This window comes from Streptomyces sp. NEAU-174 (assembly GCF_052665095.1).
The window spans coordinates 82771-101787 of the sequence record NZ_JBQTCE010000012.1; the positions used below are offsets into that span (position 1 = coordinate 82771).

Here is a 19017-nt window from a genome sequence, read left to right on the forward strand (position 1 = left end):
GGGAACGCCCCTCACCGCCACCCGGTCCCCCTGGTGAGAGCAAGGTTTCGTCCGCGTCACCTGCCGCCACAGCCCGGAAATCCGCCGTCCCTACCGTCTGTGGCGACACCGAGAACTGTGGAGGCGTGATGACTGCCCCGACCACCACCGCCGTACGCAAAGGGGGCCGCTGGATCGAGCAGTGGGACCCGGAGGACGAGAGGTTCTGGAGGGAGAAGGGCGAGCGGATAGCCGCCCGGAACCTGGTCTTCTCCATCCTCTCCGAGCACATCGGGTTCTCCATCTGGAGCCTGTGGTCGGTGATGGTGCTGTTCATGGGGCCGGAGTACGGCGTCGACCCGGCCGGGAAGTTCTTCCTGGTCGCGATGCCCACCCTGGTCGGCGGGGTGCTGCGGGTGCCGTACACCTTCGCCGTCGCGCGGTTCGGCGGGCGCAACTGGACGATCGTCAGCGCCGGGATGCTGCTGGTGCCCGCGATCACCGCCGCCGTGGTGATGGAGCCCGGGACCTCGTACACCACGTTCATGGTGGTCGCGGCGCTCACCGGGGTCGGGGGCGGCAACTTCGCCTCGTCCATGACCAACATCAACTCCTTCTACCCGCTGCGCAGGAAGGGCTGGGCGCTCGGCCTCAACGCGGGCGGCGGCAACATCGGCGTGCCCGTGATCCAGCTGATCGGGCTGCTGGTGATCGGCACCGCCGGGGCGGCCCATCCACGGCTCGTGCTCGCCGTCTACATCCCGCTGATCGTCGTCGCGGCGGCGCTCTCGGCGCTGTTCATGGACAACCTGGCGCCGGTGCGCAACGACGCCGGGGCGGCCAAGGAGGCGGCGCGGGACGCCCACACCTGGATCATGTCGCTGCTCTACATCGGCACCTTCGGGTCGTTCATCGGCTACAGCTTCGCCTTCGGCCTCGTGCTCCAGAACCAGTTCGACCGCACCCCGCTCCAGGCCGCCTCGCTCACCTTCATCGGCCCGCTGCTCGGCTCGCTCATCCGCCCCGTCGGGGGCAGGCTCGCCGACGCCCACGGCGGCGCGAAGATCACGCTGTGGACCTTCGCCGCCATGGCCGCCGCGACCGTCGTGGTCGTCTACGCCTCCGCGCAGAAGTCGCTGGCCGTCTTCCTTGTCGGCTTCATCGCCCTCTTCGTCCTCAGCGGGCTCGGCAACGGCTCCACCTTCAAGATGATCCCCGGCATCTTCCAGGCGAAGGCCGTGGCCCGCGGCCTGACCGGCGAGGAGGCCGCGGCCTACGGGCGGCGGCTGTCGGGCGCGGCGATGGGGCTGATCGGGGCGGTCGGCGCGCTCGGCGGGCTCGGGATCAACCTCGCCTTCCGTGAGTCGTTCGCGAGCGCCCACTCCGGGACCCCCGCCTTCGTCTCCTTCCTCGGCTTCTACGCGGTGTGCTCCGCGGTCACCTGGGCCGTATACCTCCGTGGCGCGCGGCGCCCGGCGACGGTGCCCGCAGGGCAGGCGGGTGCGCATGATCCGCGGTCGGAGCGGCAACCCGCCTACGCGGACGTCTGAGCGGGGTGCCCAGGGGGCGCCGGGCGTCCTACGGGCGGGCGTCCCGGCGGTCCGGGGCGTACGGTCGGCCGGGAGAAGCCCGTACGGTCGGCCGGGGAAGCCCCCGGCCGTCACCTCCGTTACGCCTGGGAAACCTCCGTGAACCGCCACCGACACGGGACGGCGACAGGATGCGGAACCGAAGGCGCCCATACACGAGCGAATCGGGAGATCGGAAGATCGGGACGAGAGCCATGCACCGAGAACAGACCGGAGCCGCGGGCGACGACGAGCAGCCCGTCGGTCCTCTCGCCGGATTCACCGTGGGGGTCACCGCCGCGCGCCGCGCGGATGAACTCGGCGCCCTGCTGCGGCGCCGAGGCGCGGAGGTGATGCATGCGCCCGCGCTGCGGATCGTGCCGCTGGCCGACGACTCCGAACTCCTCGCCGCCACGAAGCAGTTGATCGACAGCGCACCGGATGTCGTGGTCGCCACCACCGCCATCGGCTTCCGCGGCTGGGTCGAGGCCGCCGACGGCTGGGGCTTGGGCGACGCCCTGCTCGACCGGCTGCGCCAGGTGCGGCTGCTGGCCCGCGGGCCCAAGGTGCGCGGGGCGATCCGGGCCGCCGGGCTGACCGAGGAGTGGTACCCGGCCTCCGAGTCGATGGCCGAAGTGCTCGAGCGGCTGCTGGACGAGGGCGTCGAGGGGCACCGTATCGCCGTTCAGCTGCACGGCGAGCCGCTGCCCGGCTTCGTCGAGTCGCTGCGGGCCGGGGGAGCGGAGGTGGTCGGGGTGCCGGTGTACCGCTGGATGCCACCGGAGGACATCGGGCCCGTGGACCGGCTGCTGGACGCGACGGTGGCCCGGACCCTGGACGCCGTCACCTTCACCAGCGCGCCCGCCGCCGCGAGCCTGCTGGACCGGGCGGAGCGGCGCGGGATGCGCGAGGAGCTGCTGGACGCGCTCCGCCATGATGTGCTGCCCGCGTGTGTCGGGCCGGTCACCGCGCTGCCGCTGGAGGCCCACGACATCCCCACCTCCCAGCCCGAACGGTTCCGGCTCGGGCCGCTGGTGCAGCTGCTGACCGCGGAACTTCCCGGGCGGGTGCGGCCGTTGCCGGTCGCCGGGCGGCGGCTGGAGATCCGTGGCCACGCGGTGGTCGTGGACGGGGAGCTGCGTACGGTGCCGCCCGCCGGGATGGCGTTGCTGCGGGCCCTGGCCCGGCGGCCCGGCTGGGTCGTGGCGCGGTCGGAGCTGCTGCGGTCGTTGCCGGGGGCGGGGCGTGACGAGCATGCGGTGGAGACGGCGATGGCTCGGCTGCGGACGGCTCTCGGCTCGCCGAAGCTGATTCAGACGGTGGTCAAGCGGGGGTATCGGCTGGCGCTTGATCCGTCCGCCGACACGAAGTATGGGGGCGAGTAGCTGTTTTGTCGGCGGGGCTCCGCCCCGGACCCCGCCGGGGCTCCGCCCCGGGCCCCGCTCCTCAAGCGCCGGAGGGGCTGGAATATGGGGCTCTGCCCCGGGCCCCGCTCCTCAAACTCCCCCAGCTACCGCTGGGAGGTGCCCCCTGGAGAGGCTGGTTCCCCTGGTCTTGAGGGGTTACGGGTAACCCGCGAGGCGGGCACTCTGAGGGGTGACCGGATCGGGCCTTCCCCGAAGGGGTGACAGGAACATGGCGTCGGCGTCGGCCTACGACCTGCGGTTCGACTCGGGGCGGATCTGCCTGGACCTGGTGGCCACGGTCGGCGGTCGGCTCAGCGAGGCGCCCGTCGAGCGACTCGGCGGGGTGGAGCCCCTCAGGGCGTGGCTGCTGGGTGCCGGGCTGGTGCCCGGCGGCACCTCGCTCGACGCCGTGGACCACCGCTGGCTCATCCGCTTCCGGGCCGCCCGCGACCTGCTGCACCGCATCGTCCACACCGAGGTCGAGGGCCATGCCGCGGCCGCCGATCTGGAGCGGATGAACGCGCTGGCCGCCACCGCCCCGCCCGCTCTGCGCGCCGTACGGGCCCCCGACGGCGTCTTGGTGAGCGCCCTCGCGGGGAAGCCGGACTGCGGCGCTCTGCTCTCCCAGATCGCCCGGGACGCGGTGCAGCTGCTCACCGACCCGGTGGCGCGCGGGCAGTTGCGGCGCTGTGCGGGGGAGACCTGCTCGCTGGTCTACCTCGACACCTCGCGCGGCCGCCGACGCCGCTGGTGTTCGAGCGAAGTCTGCGGAAACCGCGAGCGGGTTGCCCGTCACCGCCGTCGGGTAAACCCAAGCATCAGCAAAGCATGAGCGATATTCGGCCATGACCCGGACATGACGCAGGCCCCGGATGGGGGGACCGGGGCCTGCGGGGCGGATTTGGGGAGGGAGCCCTTCCTGGTGGCCGGCGCCCGCCCGGCGTCGGCCTTACTCGGACTCAAGTACGCACCGCACAGGGGGAGATGTTCAGCCCGGGAATGGGATGTACATCACACGTGTGTCGATGAACGGCGAGCGTTTCCAGCCCGTACCCCCCTCGACCCGGCGGCTTGCGTACGCAAAGATGCCCTCGTGACCGAGAGGACGACACCGGACGACGCGCTCATGCGCGCGCTCTACGCGGAGCACGCAGGCCCGCTTCTCGCCTTCGTCCTGCGCCTGGTCGCGGGCGACCGGCACCGCGCCGAGGACGTGGTCCAGGAGACCCTCCTGCGGGCCTGGCGCAACGCCGACCAACTGCGGCGCTCCGGAGGATCGGTACGACCCTGGCTGGTGACCGTGGCCCGCCGCATCGTCATCGACGGCCACCGCCAACGCCGCGCACGCCCCCACGAAGTGGACGCGGCGCCGCTCCATGTGATGCCCGCCGCGGACGACATCGACCGCGCATTGCGCCAGATGACCATTTCTGACGCGTTGAATGACCTCACCGATGCACATAGAGCGGCCCTCGTAGAGACATACTTCAAGGGACGGACGGTGAGTGAGGCGGCCGAAGTGCTGGGCGTTCCCGCCGGGACGGTGCGGTCCCGGGTCTTCTACGCGCTGCGCTCCCTGAAGCTCTCGCTCGAGGAACGGGGGGTCACGGCATGATGCCGGCAGCGGACGACCAGCAGCACACCGCGGTCGGCGCCTATGCGCTCGGGGTGCTCGACCCCGCCGACGCGGCGCGCTTCGAGGACCATCTCATCGGGTGTGAGCGGTGCGCCGCCGAGCTCGACGAGCTGATGGGCCTCCCGCCGCTGCTGGCCGAGTACGCCACCGCCGCCGACGGCACCGCGCTCCCGGATCCGGCGGTGGTCACCGCCCGCCCGGGGCCCGAACTGCTCGACCGGCTGATGGACGACGTCGCGGTGAGTCGCAAGGCCTCCGGCAGAAGGCGGCTCTTCCTCGTCGCCGCGGCCGCCGTCCTCATCGTCGGCGGCCCGCTCGCGGGAGCGGCCATCACCGCGAGCTCCGACGACGACGGGGGCAAGGGCCAGGTGGTGGCCTCCTCCTCCAAGCAGGTGTACGACCAGGGCCAGAAGTTCAGCGCGGTCGACCCCGTCACCAAGGTGGACGCCTCCGTCTCGCTCCAGCAGAAGGGGTGGGGCACCTCCGTCGCCCTCAAGCTGGGCAACCTCAAGGGGCCGCGCACCTGCGACCTGGTCGCCATCGGCAAGGACGGCCACGAGGAGACCATCACCACCTGGGCCGTGCCCACCTCGGGCTACGGCGTCAAGGACGGGGACGGCTCCCGCTGGAGCAAGGAGCCGCTCTACGCCCAGGGCGGCGCCGCCATGAACACCGACGACATCGAGCGGTTCGAGGTCCGCACCCTGGACGGCCAGCGCCTGGCCCAGGTCAGGCTCTGAGAAACCCCCTCCCTGGAGGTGTACGGTTGACGGCTGCCCTTAAGAACACAGAAGGGGGCCTGGGTGGCCGCGCAGAACGCCACGCATGACGACCGGACGGCCCCGCGGGGGGACCGCGGGGACGGGGTCCGGGACAGCGAGATCCGGATCGAGCAGGCGCATCTGGACCGGGTGTACCACCGCCTCGCGGAGAAGATCCACGAGGCGGAGTTCCTCATGGACGACGCCGCCAAGCGCGGTCAGGTCGGCACGCCCGGCGCGCTCGCCGAACGGGACGCCCAGGTCTTCCGGGCCGGGGTACATCTCAACCGGCTGAACAGCGAGTTCGAGGACTTCCTCTTCGGCCGCATCGATCTGCTGCCGGGCAAGGACGGCCAACGCGGCCCCGACGGCGCCTACACCTCCGTGGAACCGGCCGACGACGCCATCCGCAGCGGCCCGGACGGCGACCGCGCGGAGATCGCCGAAACGTTGCACATCGGCCGCATCGGCGTCCTGGACGCCGACTACGCCCCGCTGGTGATCGACTGGCGAGCGCCCGCCGCCGCGCCCTTCTACCGCTCCACCCCGGTCGCCCCCGGCCGGGTCGTCCGCCGCCGGGTGATCCGCAGCAAGGGCCGCCGGGTGCTCGGCGTCGAGGACGACCTGCTGCGCCCGGAGCTCAGCGCCACCCTCGACGGCGGGGCGCTGCCGGTGGTCGGCGACGGCGCGCTGATGGCCGCGCTGGGCCAGGCCCGCGGCCACACCATGCGGGACATCGTGGCCTCCATCCAGGCCGAGCAGGACCAGGTGATCCGCGCCCCCGCCGCCTCCGTCACCGAGGTCGAGGGCGGCCCCGGCACGGGGAAGACGGCGGTCGCGCTGCACCGCGCGGCGTACCTCCTCTACCAGGACCGGCGGCGGTACGCGGGCGGCATCCTCGTGGTCAGCCCCACCCCGCTGCTGGTCGCCTACACCGAGGGCGTGCTGCCCTCGCTGGGCGAGGAGGGCCAGGTGGCCATCCGGGCGGTGGGCTCGCTGGTGGAGGGCGCCGAGGCCACCACGTACGACACCCCGGCCGTGGCCCGCGTCAAGGGCTCGTCCCGGATGGTGAAGGTGCTGCGCAAGGCCGCCCGGGGCGCGCTCGAGCTGCCGCGCGGAGCCGCCGCGCCCGCCGGTACGGACCCTTCGCCGTCATCGGCTTCGGCTTCGGTTTCGGCACCGTCGTCCGACAACGGCCAGCTGACGCTGGACGGGGCGATGGACGGGGCCCTGGACACCCACGGCGGCAGACCCGGCGCGGGCTCCGGGTCCAGACCCGGCGGTCCGCCCGAGCGGCTGCGCGTGGTCGCCTTCGGCGCCCGGATCGAGCTGGGCGCCGATGAGCTGCGCACCATCCGCCAGAATGTTCTGAGCGGGACCGCGCCCGTCAATCTGCTGCGCCCCCGCGCCCGCCGGCTGCTCCTGGACGCGCTGTGGACCCGCTCCGGCGCCCCCAGGCGGTACACCGACCCCGAGCTGGCCGCCGAGGCGCGGGAGGGCTTCGACGAGGACATCTCCTCCGAGGACTCCTTCCAGGAGTTCCTCGACGCCTGGTGGCCCGAGCTCACCCCGCGCTCCGTCCTCGCCGCCATGGCCGATGAGAAGCGGCTGAACCGCTGGTCACGGCGGGTGCTCAACACCCGCGAGGTCCGTCAGGTGGCCCGGTCGCTGGCCCGGCTCGGCCCGGACGGGCAGGGCCCGCTGTCGGTGCACGACGTGGCGCTGCTGGACGAGCTGACCACCCTCCTGGGCACCCCCGCCCGCCCCGCGGCCCCCCGCGAGGCCGATCCGCTGGACCTGCTCACCGGTCTGGACGAGCTGACCACCTACGCCGACCGGGCCAGCCCCCGCCGCAGCCGCGCCGAGCGGGCCGAGCGGGAGCGCGCCGACTACGCCCATGTGATCGTCGACGAGGCGCAGGACCTCACGCCGATGCAGTGGCGGATGATCGGACGCCGCGGCCGCCACGCCACCTGGACGGTCGTCGGCGACCCGGCCCAGAGCTCCTGGTCCGACCCGGACGAGGCGGGGCGGGCCCGGGACGAGGCGCTGGGCAGCCGCCCGCGCCGCCGGTTCACCCTCACCGTCAACTACCGCAACCCGGCGGAGATCGCCGAGCTGGCCACCAAGGTCCTCACCCTCGCCATGCCCGGCACCCCCGCCCCCGAGGCGGTCCGCTCCACGGGCGTGGCGCCGCGCTTCGTACCGGGCGCGGACGGCGGCCTCGGCGCGGCCGCGCGCCGCGAGGCGGTCCGGCTGCTGGAGGAGGTGGACGGCACCGTCGGCGTCGTCGTCGCGATGAACCGGCGCGCCCAGGCCCGGCAGTGGCTGACCGGCCTGGGCGACCGGGTGGTGGCGCTGGGCAGCCTGGAGGCGAAGGGGCTGGAGTACGACGCGACGGTCGTGGTCTCGCCCGCCGAGATCGCCGACGAGTCCCCGGCCGGGCTCCGGGTGCTGTACGTGGCGCTCACCCGCGCCACCCAGCGGCTGACGGTGGTCTCGGGCGACCGCGACGAGCCGGACGGAAACGCCGTCCCGGACCTGCTGCGGGACTGACCGCAACCCTGGTCGGAGGCCCTGGCGCCCGGTGTTCGGAAGACCTCAGAACCCGGTGCTCCGAGGCGCTCCAAAATCCACCCCCGGGAGGGGAATCCCTTCCCGGGCCTGTTTGTTAGCCTTGACGTGGCACCGGCCCGATCCAAGCCCCCGGGCCCAACCTTCGTCGCTTCGAGCGACCACTTGCCGCGAGGCGAGCATGGCGGGTCGGTGCCACCTTTCATCTCTTCCGTAAGGGGTCCGCGCCCGGCGGCGTCAGCCGCCCAGGACGCGGACCTCTTCCGCTTGGGGGCCCTTGCGGCCCTGCACGATCTGGAATTCGACCCGCTGCTCGTCGACCAGGCTGCGGTAGCCGCTGCCGTCGATCGAGCTGTAGTGGACGAAGACATCCGGTCCGCCGTCCTCCTGGGCGATGAAGCCATAGCCCTTCTCGGCGTTGAACCACTTCACGGTGCCCTGAGCCATGCCCGCGCTCCTCGTTGTCTCTTCCTCGACGTCCTTACGACGCTGTAGCGCGCCAGAGCCTAGGGCGGCGGCTGCGGCGGACGGTCCGCCTCGCCAGGCGTTCCCGCGAAGGAGTGGGGCTTTCCACTCGCCTGACCCCACTCTGCTATGTCAGAACAATATGTCCGAAAGTCGGGCCGGGTTACCCCGTACCCAGAGGTAGGTGTAACCATCTGAGGACGTGGCCCCGGCATCCCGCGGCCCCGACAGCATGAACAAGGGAAAGCAGAGGAAGCAGGCCATGGCAACGGCGCCCAGCGTCTCGTACTCGATGACGGTCCGGCTGGAGGTGCCCGCGAGCGGTACCGCGGTCAGCCAGCTGACCACGGCCGTGGAGTCCTCCGGTGGCTCGGTGACGGGCCTCGATGTGACCGCGTCCGGCCACGAGAAGCTCCGTATCGACGTGACCATCGCCGCGACCTCGACCGCGCACGCCCAGGAAATCGTGGAGAAGCTGCGGGGCATCGAGGGTGTCTCACTCGGCAAGGTCTCCGACCGTACGTTCCTGATGCACCTCGGCGGCAAGATCGAGATGTCGTCCAAACACCCCATCCGCAACCGTGACGACCTCTCCATGGTCTACACCCCGGGTGTGGCCCGGGTCTGCCAGGCGATCGCGGACAACCCCGAGGACGCGCGCCGCCTCACCATCAAGCGCAACAGTGTGGCGGTCGTCACCGACGGCTCCGCGGTGCTGGGCCTCGGCAACATCGGCCCCAAGGCCGCCCTGCCGGTCATGGAGGGCAAGGCGGCCCTCTTCAAGCGGTTCGCGGGCATCGACGCCTGGCCGCTCTGCCTGGACACCCAGGACACCGACGAGATCGTCGCGATCGTGAAGGCCATCGCCCCCGGCTTCGCGGGGATCAACCTGGAGGACATCTCCGCCCCCCGCTGCTTCGAGATCGAGGCGCGGCTGCGCGAGGCCGTGGACATCCCGGTCTTCCACGACGACCAGCACGGCACCGCGATCGTGGTGCTGGCGGCCCTCACCAACGCGCTGCGGGTGGTCGACAAGAAGATCGAGGATGTGAGGGTCGTCATGTCCGGCGCGGGCGCCGCCGGCACGGCCATCCTGCGGCTGCTGATCGCCGCGGGTGTGCGGCACGCGGTGGTGGCCGACATCCACGGTGTGGTGCACGCCGGGCGTGCGGACCTGGTCTCCGCCGACCCGGAGTCCCCGCTGCGCTGGATCGCGGACAACACCAACCCGGAGGGCGTCACGGGCACCCTGCGCGAGGCCGTGCGGGGCGCGGACGTCTTCATCGGCGTCTCGGCCCCGAACGTGCTCTCCGGCGACGACGTGGCCGCCATGGCGGACGGCGCGATCGTCTTCGCACTGGCCAATCCGGACCCCGAGGTGGACCCGGCGATCGCCCGCCAGACCGCGGCCGTGGTCGCCACCGGACGCTCGGATTTCCCGAACCAGATCAACAATGTCCTGGTGTTCCCGGGCGTTTTCCGTGGTTTGCTGGACGCGCAGTCGCGTACGGTGAACACCGAGATGATGCTGGCTGCTGCCGGTGCACTCGCAGACGTCGTCCACGACGACGAGCTCAATGCCAACTACATCATTCCGAGCGTCTTCAACGACAAGGTCGCGGGGGCGGTCGCCGGGGCCGTGCGAGACGCGGCCCGCGCTGTGACCGGTACCACTGCGGTCTAGGCGGGGCACGGCGCGTCGCGCGCTCCGGGGTCCCGGAAGCGGCCATAGGGTGGCGGACAGGAAAACGACCGCCACGGCGCTTTTCGTGTGACTCTCCAGGGCTCCGGATTGGCATTCCCGCCACAGGTGGGGGCAGGATGCGTTCCGGGCGCGAGGGTCTGAACAGCAGACCCGGGTCCGGGGACTGTCCGAGGGCCCTGGCAGCATCGGCTTCGATCTCACGCCTCATTGGCAAGATGAACACGGGAGTACAACATGAACCGCAGTGAGCTGGTGGCCGCTCTGTCCGAGCGCGCCGAGGTGACCCGAAAGGACGCCGACGCCGTGCTGGCCGCCCTCGCCGAGGTGACTGGTGAGGTCGTCGCGAAGGGCGACGAGAAGGTCACCATCCCCGGCTTCCTGACCTTCGAGCGCACCCACCGTGCCGCTCGCACCGCGCGCAACCCGCAGACCGGTGAGCCGATCGAGATCCCGGCCGGCTACAGCGTGAAGGTCTCCGCGGGCTCCAAGCTCAAGGAAGCCGCCAAGGGCAAGTAAGCCCCCGCGAACAAGAGGGGCGGCCACCCAGGAGGGTGGCCGCCCCTTTCGGCGCTCCTACGGGCCCTGAGGCCCGTCCACGGGCCTCTACGAGGCCCCACGGAGGCCCTACACCGCGTTGCCGCCGCCCGGGAGCTCAACCTTCGCGCCGAGCTCGACCAGTTTCTCCATGAAGTTCTCGTAGCCGCGGTTGATCAGGTCGATGCCGTGGACGCGCGAGGTGCCCTGCGCGGCCAGGGCCGCGATCAGGTAGGAGAAGCCGCCGCGGAGGTCGGGGATGACCAGGTCGGAGCCCTGGAGCTTGGTGGGTCCCGAGACGACCGCGGAGTGCAGGAAGTTCCGCTGGCCGAAGCGGCACGCCGAGCCGCCCAGGCACTCCCGGTAGAGCTGGATGTGCGCGCCCATCTGGTTGAGCGCCGAGGTGAAGCCCAGCCGGGACTCATAGACCGTCTCGTGGACGATGGACAGGCCCGACGCCTGGGTCAGGGCCACCACCAGCGGCTGCTGCCAGTCGGTCTGGAAGCCGGGGTGGACGTCGGTCTCCAGGGCGATCGCGTTGAGCTTGCCGCCCGGGTGCCAGAACCGTATGCCCTCGTCACCGATGTCGAAGGCGCCGCCGACCTTGCGGTAGGTGTTCAGGAAGGTCATCATCTCGCGCTGGCGGGCGCCGCGCACATAGATGCTGCCCTCGGTGGCCAGCGCCGCGCTCGCCCAGGAGGCGGCCTCCAGGCGGTCCGGGAGGGCGCGGTGGTTGTAGCCGCCGAGCTGGTCGACACCGGTGATCCGGATCGTCCGGTCGGTGTCCATGGAGATGATGGCGCCCATCTTCTGAAGGACGCAGATGAGGTCCTCGATCTCCGGCTCGACCGCCGCGTTCGAGAGTTCCGTCACACCCTCGGCGAGCACCGCCGTCAGCAGCACCTGCTCGGTGGAGCCCACCGACGGGTAGGGCAGCCGGATCTTGGTGCCGCGCAGCCGGTGCGGGGCCTCCAGGTACTGGCCGTCCGCCCGCTTCTCGATCGTCGCCCCGAACTGGCGCAGCACGTCGAAGTGGAAGTCGATCGGCCGGCCGCCGATGTCACAGCCGCCCAGGCCCGGGATGAAGGCGTGGCCGAGGCGGTGCAGCAGCGGGCCGCAGAAGAGGATCGGGATCCGCGAGGAACCTGCGTGTGCGTCGATGTCGGCGACATTGGCGCTCTCCACATGCGTGGGATCGAGCACCAGCTCACCGGACTCGTCACCGGGGCGCACCGTCACACCGTGCAGCTGGAGCAGCCCGCGCACCACCCGCACATCGCGGATGTCGGGGACGTTGCGCAGCCTGCTGGGCGCACTGCCGAGCAGGGCGGCCACCATGGCCTTCGGCACGAGGTTCTTCGCGCCGCGGACACGGATCTCGCCTTCGAGCGGGGTGCCGCCATGGACGAGCAGGACATCGTTCGAGCGGGTCATCTGGTCTCGCGTTCCTGAGACGGGCAAGGGCCAAAAGGCACAAGGGCCAAAGGGCAAGAGTAATAGCCCCGGAGACCGCCTCCGTAAGGCTCTTGCACCCTTTGCGTCACCCCGTAGGCGACACAACACGTTCCGTTTCGATCGAAAGGCCCACCGTCACGTGCGCCGCATCTGCTGTCTTGCGCCCCGACCTGCTCTCATACGGGACTCGACTTCCACTCCCCCTCCGGCCCGGATATGGGGGATCATGTGGCCATGACCGAGGTGTCCTCGCTCACAGGACGGCTGCTTGTCGCGACACCGGCGCTTGCTGACCCGAATTTCGACCGTGCGGTGGTGCTGCTCCTCGACCATGACGAGGAGGGCTCGCTCGGCGTGGTCCTGAACCGTCCGACCCCGGTGGGGGTGAGCGACATCCTGGAGTCGTGGGCCTCGCTGGCCGGGGAGCCGGGGGTGGTCTTCCAGGGCGGTCCGGTTTCGCTGGACTCGGCGCTGGGCGTGGCCGTCGTACCGGGCGAGTCGGGCCGGTCCTCGGCGCGCAGTGAGGACGGGCCACTCGGTTGGCGCAGAGTGCACGGCGCCATCGGCCTGGTGGACCTGGAGGCGCCGCCGGAGCTGCTGGCGGCCGCCGTGGGCTCGTTGCGCATCTTCGCCGGTTACGCGGGCTGGGGGCCCGGTCAGCTGGAGGACGAGCTCGCCGAGGGCGCGTGGTACGTGGTGGAGTCCGAGCCGGGCGATGTGTCCTCGCCCGCGCCCGAGCGGCTGTGGCGGTCGGTGCTGCGCCGCCAGCGCAGTGAGCTGGCCATGGTCGCCACGTATCCGGACGACCCTTCTCTCAACTAGGCATGAGTACCCTAGGGCTGTATGAGCACTCTTGAGCCCGAGCGCGGGGCAGGCACGGGGACCCTCGTTGAGCCGACACCACAGGTGTCGCACGGTGACGGCGACCACGAGCGCTATGCCCACTATGTACAGAAAGACAAGATCATGGAGAGCGCCCTCTCCGGATCTCCCGTCGTCGCACTCTGCGGCAAGGTCTGGGTCCCGGGTCGTGACCCGAAGAAGTACCCGGTCTGCCCGATGTGCAAGGAGATCTTCGAGGGCATGGGCGCCGGTGGCGACAAGGGCAAGGACGGCGACGGCAAGAAGTAGCCGGTCCGTCGGCCCTGGGCACTGACGAGAACAGCCTCGCCGAAAAGCCTCGCGCGCGAAACAGGCGGCACGCCCGGTCCGCGATCCCGAGACGGGGTCGCGGGCCGGGCGTGCCGTGCCTTGTGCGCCCTGCCGCGCGCCGGACGGCCCCAGTAGGGTCGGCCCATGAGCGGGCGTACGGAGAACGGGGCGGCGCGGGCCGCCTATCTGGTGTTCGGGGCGCGTGAGGTCGACGAGCCCGAAGCGGAAGGCGCCAGCGCCTACTGCCAGTTCGAGAAGGACTGGGACGCCCAGCTGGAGCGGTGCGGCCGGCTGGCCGCCGAGCGGGGTTACCGGCTCTCCGGCGGCTGCGTGATGTCGGTCGCCCAGCCGACCCTTCCCCGGCTCCTGGAGTGGGCGGAGGACCCGGGTGCCGAGGTGGTGCTGGTGGCCAGCGACCGCGTTCTGGAGCGGTTCCGGAAGACCTGGCCGGACTGGGACCGGGTGGTCGAGCGCCTGGCGGAAGCGGGTGCGCGGGTAGAGGCCGTGCCGTATGTTGAACCCGCCTATCCGGGCGAGGAGTTGCCGCGTCGCTAGCGCGAATTCCCTTTTGTGGCGGAGTGCTTCGGCTCGCTTTATCACGAAGTGGTTCAGACCTCTTGTGGGGTCGCTCAAGGTTCCCTAGCCTCACGCGTATTGTGCTGAGCGAAACATGCGTTGCATTACTTGCAACGCCAAATGTTTAAGGGTCCTTATGAAGTCGTCCCATCTCGCTGTTTCCTCCCGGCTGTCCTCCCGCGTCACCGTGCCCGTGGTGGCACTCGCCCTGGCGGGGCTGGCCATGACCGGATGTGCCCCCTCCACCTCCGACAACAGCTCCAAGGAGGACGAGAAGAGCGGCAAGCTGCGTGTCTGGCTCTTCCAGGAGGTCAATAACGCGCCCAAGAAGAAGGTGATCGACGAGGCGGTCGCCGGCTTCGAGAAGGAGCACGACGGAACCGACGTCGAGGTGACCTACATCCCCGTCGACACCCGGGCGCAGAAGATCAAGGCGGCTTTCAACGACCCCAAGAGCGCTCCCGACGTCATCGAGTTCGGCAACACCGACACCGCCGGCTATGTCAAGGACGGCGGGCTGATGGACATCAGCAAGGAGATCGGCGCCTGGGGCGACTCGACCAATATCGACCCCACCGCGAAGTACTCGCTGACCATCGGCGGCAAGGTTTACGGCGCCCCGCTCTTCGTCGGCGTACGGGCGCTGTACTACCGGACGGACGTCTTCAAGGAGCTCGACCTGGAGCCGCCGGCCACCCAGGACGAGTTGATTGCGACCGCGAAGAAGATCCGCTCGGAGCGGCCGGATCTGTACGGTCTCGCGGTCGGCGGCGCCTACACCTACGGCGCGATGCCCTTCATCTGGGCCAACGGCGGCGACCTCGCCGACGAGAAGGGCAAGTTCGGCTCCAACGAGTACGAGGCGGCCATCGACAGCGCCGACGCCCAGAAGGGCGTGAAGGCGTACACCTCGCTCTTCGGCAACGACAACTGCCCGGCCGCCAAGTGCGCCCAGTGGGGCGGCAACGACACCGTCGAGGCGTTCGCCTCGGGCAAGGCGGCCATGGCGATCGGCGGCGACTTCAGCCGCCAGGCCATCGAGGCGGGCAAGGTCAAGGGCAAGTACAAGGTCGTGCCGCTGCCGGGCGTGAAGAAGGGCGAGATCGCACCGGCCTTCGCGGGCGGGAACAACCTCGGGGTGCTCAAGAGCAGCTCGCACCGCACGATCGCCGTGGACCTGGTCAAGACGCTCGCCGGGAAGAAGACCCAGCGCGAGCTCTACGACGCCATGGGCTTCCTGCCCACCTTCACCGATGTGCGCGGCGACATCGCCCACAAGGACGCCTTCGTGAAGCCCTTCGTGAAGACCCTCAACGACAGCGCCAAGTTCGTGCCCGCCTCGCCCGGCTGGGCGGCCATCGACGCGCAGCTCGTCCTGCCCACCATGTTCCAGGAGATCGTCAGCGGCCGTAAGAGCGTGCCCGCCGCCACCCAGGACGCCGCGAAGAAGATGGACGAGGCATTCGAGCAGTGAGCGCCGGCACCGCACAGCACGCCCGGCGAGCCCCCGCCAAGGGCCGCCGGTCCCGGCCGGGATCCACCGTCCCGGCCGGGCGCCGATCCGGGAAGGGCGCCCGGCGCTCCACCTGGACCCCCTGGCTCTATCTCGCCCCGGCGCTCGTCGTCCTGGGCGGGCTGCTCGTCTACCCCATCTACCAGCTCGGCCTGATCTCCTTCCTGGAGTACACCCAGGCGCAGGTCAGCGGCGGCGCACCGACCACCTTCCAGGGATTCGCCAACTACGCCGAGCTGTTCGGCGACAGCGAGTTCTGGAACGTCGCCGTCGCCACCCTGCTCTTCGCCGCCGTCTGCGTGGTGTCCACCCTCGCGGTCGGCTGTGCGCTGGCGGTGCTGCTCACGCGCGTACGGGCGATTCCGCGGCTGGCGCTGATGCTGGCCGCGCTCGGCGCCTGGGCCACCCCGGCGATCACCGGCTCGACGGTCTGGGTCTTCCTCTTCGACCCCGACTTCGGGCCGGTGAACAAGGTCCTGGTGTGGTTCGGCCTCTCCGGCTTCGAGGACTACTCCTGGACCTACGACCGCTACAGCGCCTTCGCCCTGGTGCTGTTCGAGGTCGTGTGGTGCTCGTTCCCGTTCGTCATGGTCACCATCTACGCGGGCATCCGGGCCATCCCCACCGAGGTGCTGGAGGCCGCCGCCCTGGACGGCGCCTCCACCTGGCGGATCTGGCGCACGGTCATGGCGCCGATGCTGCGGCCGATCCTCGTCGTGGTGACCATCCAGTCCATCATCTGGGACTTCAAGGTCTTCACGCAGATCTACGTGATGACGAACGGCGGCGGGATCGCCGGCCAGAACATGGTGCTCAACGTGTACGCGTACCAGAAGGCGTTCGCGTCCTCGCAGTACAGCCTGGGCTCGGCGATCGGCGTGGTGATGCTGCTGATCCTGCTGGCCGTCACGCTGGTCTATCTGCGGCTGCTGCGACGCCAGGGAGAAGAACTGTGAGCCACTCGCGCGTCTCGCTGCGCATCCGCCGTCCCTGGCGCTTCGCCGCCGAGGCCACCGCCCTGCTCGTGGCGGCCGTGGTCGCCTTCCCGCTGTACTGGATGGTGCTCTCGGCCTTCAAGCCGGAGGGGGAGATCCAGTCCACCGAGCCCCGGCCGTGGACCGGGTCCCCGTCGCTGGACTCCTTCCGGCGCGTCTTCCAGCAGGAGGACTTCGGGCGCTACTTCCTCAACAGCCTCTTCGTGGCCGGGGTGGTGGTGGTCGCCTCGGCGCTGATCGCCTTCCTGGCGGCCACGGCGGTCGCCCGCTTCACATTCCGGTTCCGCACCACGCTGCTGATCATGTTCCTGGTCGCCCAGATGGTGCCGATCGAGGCGCTGACCATCCCCATGTTCTTCCTGATGCGCGATCTGGGGGAGTCGGTGCCGGGGGTGGGGCTCAACACCCTGGGGTCGCTGATCCTGCCGCATATCGCCTTCTCGCTGCCGTTCGCCATCTGGATGCTGCGCGGCTTCGTCAAGGCGGTGCCCGAGGCGCTGGAGGAGGCGGCCTATCTCGACGGGGCCAGCCGCTCCCGCTTCCTGTGGCAGATCCTCTTCCCCCTCGTCTTCCCCGGACTCGTGGCGACGAGCGTCTTCTCCTTCATCTCCGCCTGGAACGACTTCCTCTTCGCCAAGTCCTTCATCATCAGCGCGACCGAGAACTCCACCCTTCCGATGGCGCTGCTGGTCTTCTTCAAGGACGAGGGGAACGACTGGGGAGGGATCATGGCGGCGTCCACCGTCATGACCATCCCCGTGCTGATCTTCTTCGTGCTCGTCCAGCGCCGGCTGGTCTCCGGGCTCGGCGGCGCGGTGAAGGACTGACGAGCAATTGATGGCTGACGATTACCGAGGATTGCCGAGCACTGCGGACCGACGAGCACTGACAAGAACTGACGAGGGCCGACAGGGGAGCAGATGACTCACGACGCCGCGGGGCTGATCCCCGCGCCCCGCCATGACCAGAGCCGTCCCGGCCGCGCGGGCGCGCGGATCCACCCGCGGCGCACCGCCCTGGCCGCCGGGCCCGGGACCGAAGGGGTGGCGCGGCTGCTGCGCACCACCCTCGGCCAGGCGCTCGGCCTGTCCCTGCCGGACGGCGAGCCCGGCGGCGACGACACCGTCAGCCTGCGGATCGACACCGCGCTGGAGCCCGAGGGCTACCGGCTCACCGTGGCCGACGGCCGGGTGGAGATCGCGGGCGGCACGGCCGCGGGCGTCCACTGGGGCACCCAGACCCTCCGTCAGCTGCTGGGCCCCGACGCGTACCGCCGCGCCCCGCTGAGGAGCGCGGAGACCGGCTGGGAGCTGACGGAGCGGACGGTCGAGGACGCGCCGCGGTTCGCCTGGCGCGGGCTGATGCTGGACGTGGCCCGCCACTTCATGCCCAAGGACGGCGTCCTGGCCTATCTGGACCTGCTCGCCGCCCACAAGCTCAATGTGTTCCACTTCCATCTCACCGACGACCAGGGCTGGCGCGTCGAGATCCGCCGCTACCCGAGGCTGACCGAGGTCGGCGCCTGGCGCGAGCGCACCAAGCTGGGCCACCGGGCGTCCCCGCTGTGGGACGAGCGGCCGCACGGCGGTCACTACACCCAGGACGACATCCGCGAGATCGTCGCCTACGCCGCCGAGCGGCATATCACCGTCGTGCCCGAGATCGACATCCCCGGACACTCGCAGGCCGCCATCGCCGCGTACCCGGAGCTGGGCAACACCGATGTCATCGACACCGCCTCCCTCGGAGTCTGGACCACCTGGGGCATCAACCCGAACGTACTCGCACCCACCGACAACACGCTCCGCTTCTACGAGAACGTGCTGGAAGAGATCCTGGAGCTGTTCCCCGGCAGCTTCGTCCACATCGGCGGCGACGAGTGCCCCAAGGACCAGTGGAAGGCGTCCCCGGCCGCCCAGGAGCGCATCCGCGCCCTGGGTCTCGCCGACGAGGACGAGCTCCAGAGCTGGTTCATCCGCCACTTCGGCCACTGGCTCGCCGCGCGCGGCCGCCGGCTGATCGGCTGGGACGAGATCCTCGAGGGCGGCGCGCCCGACGCCCCGCTGCCCGAGGGCGCCGCGGTCTCCTCCTGGCGCGGCTACGCGGGCGGGATCGCCGCCGCGCGGGCCGGCCACGACGTCGTCATGTGCCCCGAGCAGCAGGTGTACTTCGACCACCGGCAGGCGCCGGGCGAGGACGAGCCGGTGCCGATCGGCTATGTCCGCACCCTGGAGGACGTCTACCGTTTCGAACCGGTTCCACCGCAGCTCACCGGCGTAGGAGCGGACCGGGTGCTGGGCGCCCAGGCCAATGTCTGGACCGAGGTGATGGAGGACCGCAGGCGGGTGGACTACCAGACCTTCCCCCGGCTCGCCGCCTTCGCCGAGGTCGTCTGGTCGGCGCTGCCGCCGTCTCCCGAACGGGACTTCGAGGCGTTCCAGGGGCGCATGGAGGCACATTACGCGCGCCTGGACGCGCTCGGCGTGAGCTACCGCCCGCCCGCCGGGCCGCTTCCCTGGCAGCGGCGCCCCGGCCTTCTCGGACGCCCGCGCGAGGGGGCGCCCCCGATCGTGTGAGCCGCCCGTAAGGTGCGCACCGCGCTCCGCCGCCCCTGGGAGCGTAGTCCCACCGGCGCAAGCCCAAATCGCACAAGGGTCCCTGAAACGTGGCAATCCACTCCCGACGGAGACGTCGTAAG

17 protein-coding genes are annotated in these 19017 nt (G+C 70.8%); 15 read left to right on the forward strand and 2 right to left on the reverse strand.

Features of this window, described 5'->3' with window-relative positions; genetic code table 11:
* The first annotated feature begins 128 nt into the window (after positions 1-128).
* The 6 genes from ACT2CW_RS31170 (at position 129) to ACT2CW_RS31195 (ending at position 7906) form a co-directional block, all read left to right on the forward strand.
* The gene (locus tag ACT2CW_RS31170; protein WP_445519052.1) at positions 129-1529 is read left to right on the forward strand and encodes a nitrate/nitrite transporter; all 1401 of its coding nucleotides are present in this window, start codon (positions 129-131) and stop codon (positions 1527-1529) included.
* 233 nt (positions 1530-1762) lie between these two features.
* Positions 1763-2932, forward strand: coding sequence for a uroporphyrinogen-III synthase (locus ACT2CW_RS31175; protein WP_164435323.1), 1170 nt, complete (start codon positions 1763-1765; stop codon positions 2930-2932).
* A gap of 250 nt (positions 2933-3182) precedes the next feature.
* Positions 3183-3785, forward strand: a complete 603-nt coding sequence (locus ACT2CW_RS31180; protein ID WP_164435325.1) for a CGNR zinc finger domain-containing protein — start codon at positions 3183-3185, stop codon at positions 3783-3785.
* A gap of 261 nt (positions 3786-4046) precedes the next feature.
* Entirely contained in the window at positions 4047-4568 is a 522-nt protein-coding gene (locus tag ACT2CW_RS31185) for a sigma-70 family RNA polymerase sigma factor (protein WP_020870913.1), read from the forward strand.
* Positions 4565-5329, forward strand: a complete 765-nt coding sequence (locus ACT2CW_RS31190) for an anti-sigma factor family protein (RefSeq protein ID WP_138915384.1) — start codon at positions 4565-4567, stop codon at positions 5327-5329. Before ACT2CW_RS31185 ends, ACT2CW_RS31190 begins: the two co-directional genes overlap by 4 nt.
* A gap of 63 nt (positions 5330-5392) precedes the next feature.
* A complete protein-coding gene (locus ACT2CW_RS31195) occupies positions 5393-7906 on the forward strand; it encodes a HelD family protein (RefSeq protein WP_445519053.1) in 2514 nt (837 codons plus the stop codon).
* Between the two features lie 255 nt (positions 7907-8161).
* On the opposite strand, the gene ACT2CW_RS31200 is transcribed toward ACT2CW_RS31195, so the two are convergent.
* Positions 8162-8371, reverse strand: a complete 210-nt coding sequence (locus ACT2CW_RS31200; RefSeq protein ID WP_020870916.1) for a cold-shock protein — start codon at positions 8369-8371, stop codon at positions 8162-8164.
* Positions 8372-8651: 280 nt separating this feature from the next.
* Between ACT2CW_RS31200 and ACT2CW_RS31205 the strand changes: the two genes are divergently transcribed.
* Complete coding sequence (locus ACT2CW_RS31205) at positions 8652-10073, forward strand: NAD-dependent malic enzyme (RefSeq protein ID WP_138915386.1); 1422 nt, start codon at positions 8652-8654, stop codon at positions 10071-10073.
* 255 nt (positions 10074-10328) lie between these two features.
* Positions 10329-10610, forward strand: a complete 282-nt coding sequence (locus ACT2CW_RS31210) for an HU family DNA-binding protein (RefSeq protein WP_009717479.1) — start codon at positions 10329-10331, stop codon at positions 10608-10610.
* 108 nt (positions 10611-10718) lie between these two features.
* Here the strand turns inward: ACT2CW_RS31210 and murA are convergent, their stop codons facing one another.
* Entirely contained in the window at positions 10719-12062 is a 1344-nt protein-coding gene (gene murA / locus ACT2CW_RS31215; RefSeq protein ID WP_037954796.1) for a UDP-N-acetylglucosamine 1-carboxyvinyltransferase, read from the reverse strand.
* A gap of 255 nt (positions 12063-12317) precedes the next feature.
* Between murA and ACT2CW_RS31220 the strand changes: the two genes are divergently transcribed.
* From ACT2CW_RS31220 to ACT2CW_RS31250, 7 genes are all read left to right on the forward strand, one after another.
* Positions 12318-12905 carry a YqgE/AlgH family protein gene (locus tag ACT2CW_RS31220; protein WP_044581864.1) on the forward strand — a complete coding sequence of 196 codons (588 nt, stop codon included), beginning with the start codon at positions 12318-12320 and terminating at the stop codon, positions 12903-12905.
* A 21-nt stretch (positions 12906-12926) separates the two neighbouring features.
* Positions 12927-13214 carry a DUF3039 domain-containing protein gene (locus ACT2CW_RS31225; protein ID WP_075200572.1) on the forward strand — a complete coding sequence of 96 codons (288 nt, stop codon included), beginning with the start codon at positions 12927-12929 and terminating at the stop codon, positions 13212-13214.
* Positions 13215-13379: 165 nt separating this feature from the next.
* On the forward strand, positions 13380-13790 hold the full coding sequence (locus ACT2CW_RS31230) for a hypothetical protein (RefSeq protein ID WP_020870921.1): 411 nt from the start codon (positions 13380-13382) through the stop codon (positions 13788-13790).
* Positions 13791-13947: 157 nt separating this feature from the next.
* Positions 13948-15285: an extracellular solute-binding protein gene (locus ACT2CW_RS31235; protein WP_445519054.1), complete on the forward strand. Its 1338-nt coding sequence runs from the start codon at positions 13948-13950 to the stop codon at positions 15283-15285.
* Positions 15282-16280, forward strand: a complete 999-nt coding sequence (locus tag ACT2CW_RS31240; protein ID WP_445519055.1) for a carbohydrate ABC transporter permease — start codon at positions 15282-15284, stop codon at positions 16278-16280. The genes ACT2CW_RS31235 and ACT2CW_RS31240 overlap by 4 nt, the downstream gene beginning before the upstream one ends.
* A complete protein-coding gene (locus ACT2CW_RS31245) occupies positions 16277-17146 on the forward strand; it encodes a carbohydrate ABC transporter permease (RefSeq protein WP_037954800.1) in 870 nt (289 codons plus the stop codon). The genes ACT2CW_RS31240 and ACT2CW_RS31245 overlap by 4 nt, the downstream gene beginning before the upstream one ends.
* Positions 17147-17239: 93 nt before the next feature.
* Complete coding sequence (locus tag ACT2CW_RS31250) at positions 17240-18895, forward strand: beta-N-acetylhexosaminidase (protein WP_445519056.1); 1656 nt, start codon at positions 17240-17242, stop codon at positions 18893-18895.
* The last annotated feature ends 122 nt before the right edge of the window (positions 18896-19017 follow it).

Coding starts and splice junctions, on each gene's coding strand:
- ACT2CW_RS31205 (WP_138915386.1), top strand. CDS start 8,652: ATGGCAACGGCGCCCAGCGTCTCGTACTCGATGACGGTCCGGCTGGAG.
- ACT2CW_RS31230 (WP_020870921.1), top strand. CDS start 13,380: ATGAGCGGGCGTACGGAGAACGGGGCGGCGCGGGCCGCCTATCTGGTG.
- ACT2CW_RS31220 (WP_044581864.1), top strand. CDS start 12,318: ATGACCGAGGTGTCCTCGCTCACAGGACGGCTGCTTGTCGCGACACCG.
- ACT2CW_RS31180 (WP_164435325.1), top strand. CDS start 3,183: ATGGCGTCGGCGTCGGCCTACGACCTGCGGTTCGACTCGGGGCGGATC.
- ACT2CW_RS31225 (WP_075200572.1), top strand. CDS start 12,927: ATGAGCACTCTTGAGCCCGAGCGCGGGGCAGGCACGGGGACCCTCGTT.
- ACT2CW_RS31210 (WP_009717479.1), top strand. CDS start 10,329: ATGAACCGCAGTGAGCTGGTGGCCGCTCTGTCCGAGCGCGCCGAGGTG.
- ACT2CW_RS31170 (WP_445519052.1), top strand. CDS start 129: ATGACTGCCCCGACCACCACCGCCGTACGCAAAGGGGGCCGCTGGATC.
- ACT2CW_RS31190 (WP_138915384.1), top strand. CDS start 4,565: ATGATGCCGGCAGCGGACGACCAGCAGCACACCGCGGTCGGCGCCTAT.
- ACT2CW_RS31235 (WP_445519054.1), top strand. CDS start 13,948: ATGAAGTCGTCCCATCTCGCTGTTTCCTCCCGGCTGTCCTCCCGCGTC.
- murA (WP_037954796.1), bottom strand. CDS start 12,062: ATGACCCGCTCGAACGATGTCCTGCTCGTCCATGGCGGCACCCCGCTC.
- ACT2CW_RS31175 (WP_164435323.1), top strand. CDS start 1,763: ATGCACCGAGAACAGACCGGAGCCGCGGGCGACGACGAGCAGCCCGTC.
- ACT2CW_RS31200 (WP_020870916.1), bottom strand. CDS start 8,371: ATGGCTCAGGGCACCGTGAAGTGGTTCAACGCCGAGAAGGGCTATGGC.
- ACT2CW_RS31250 (WP_445519056.1), top strand. CDS start 17,240: ATGACTCACGACGCCGCGGGGCTGATCCCCGCGCCCCGCCATGACCAG.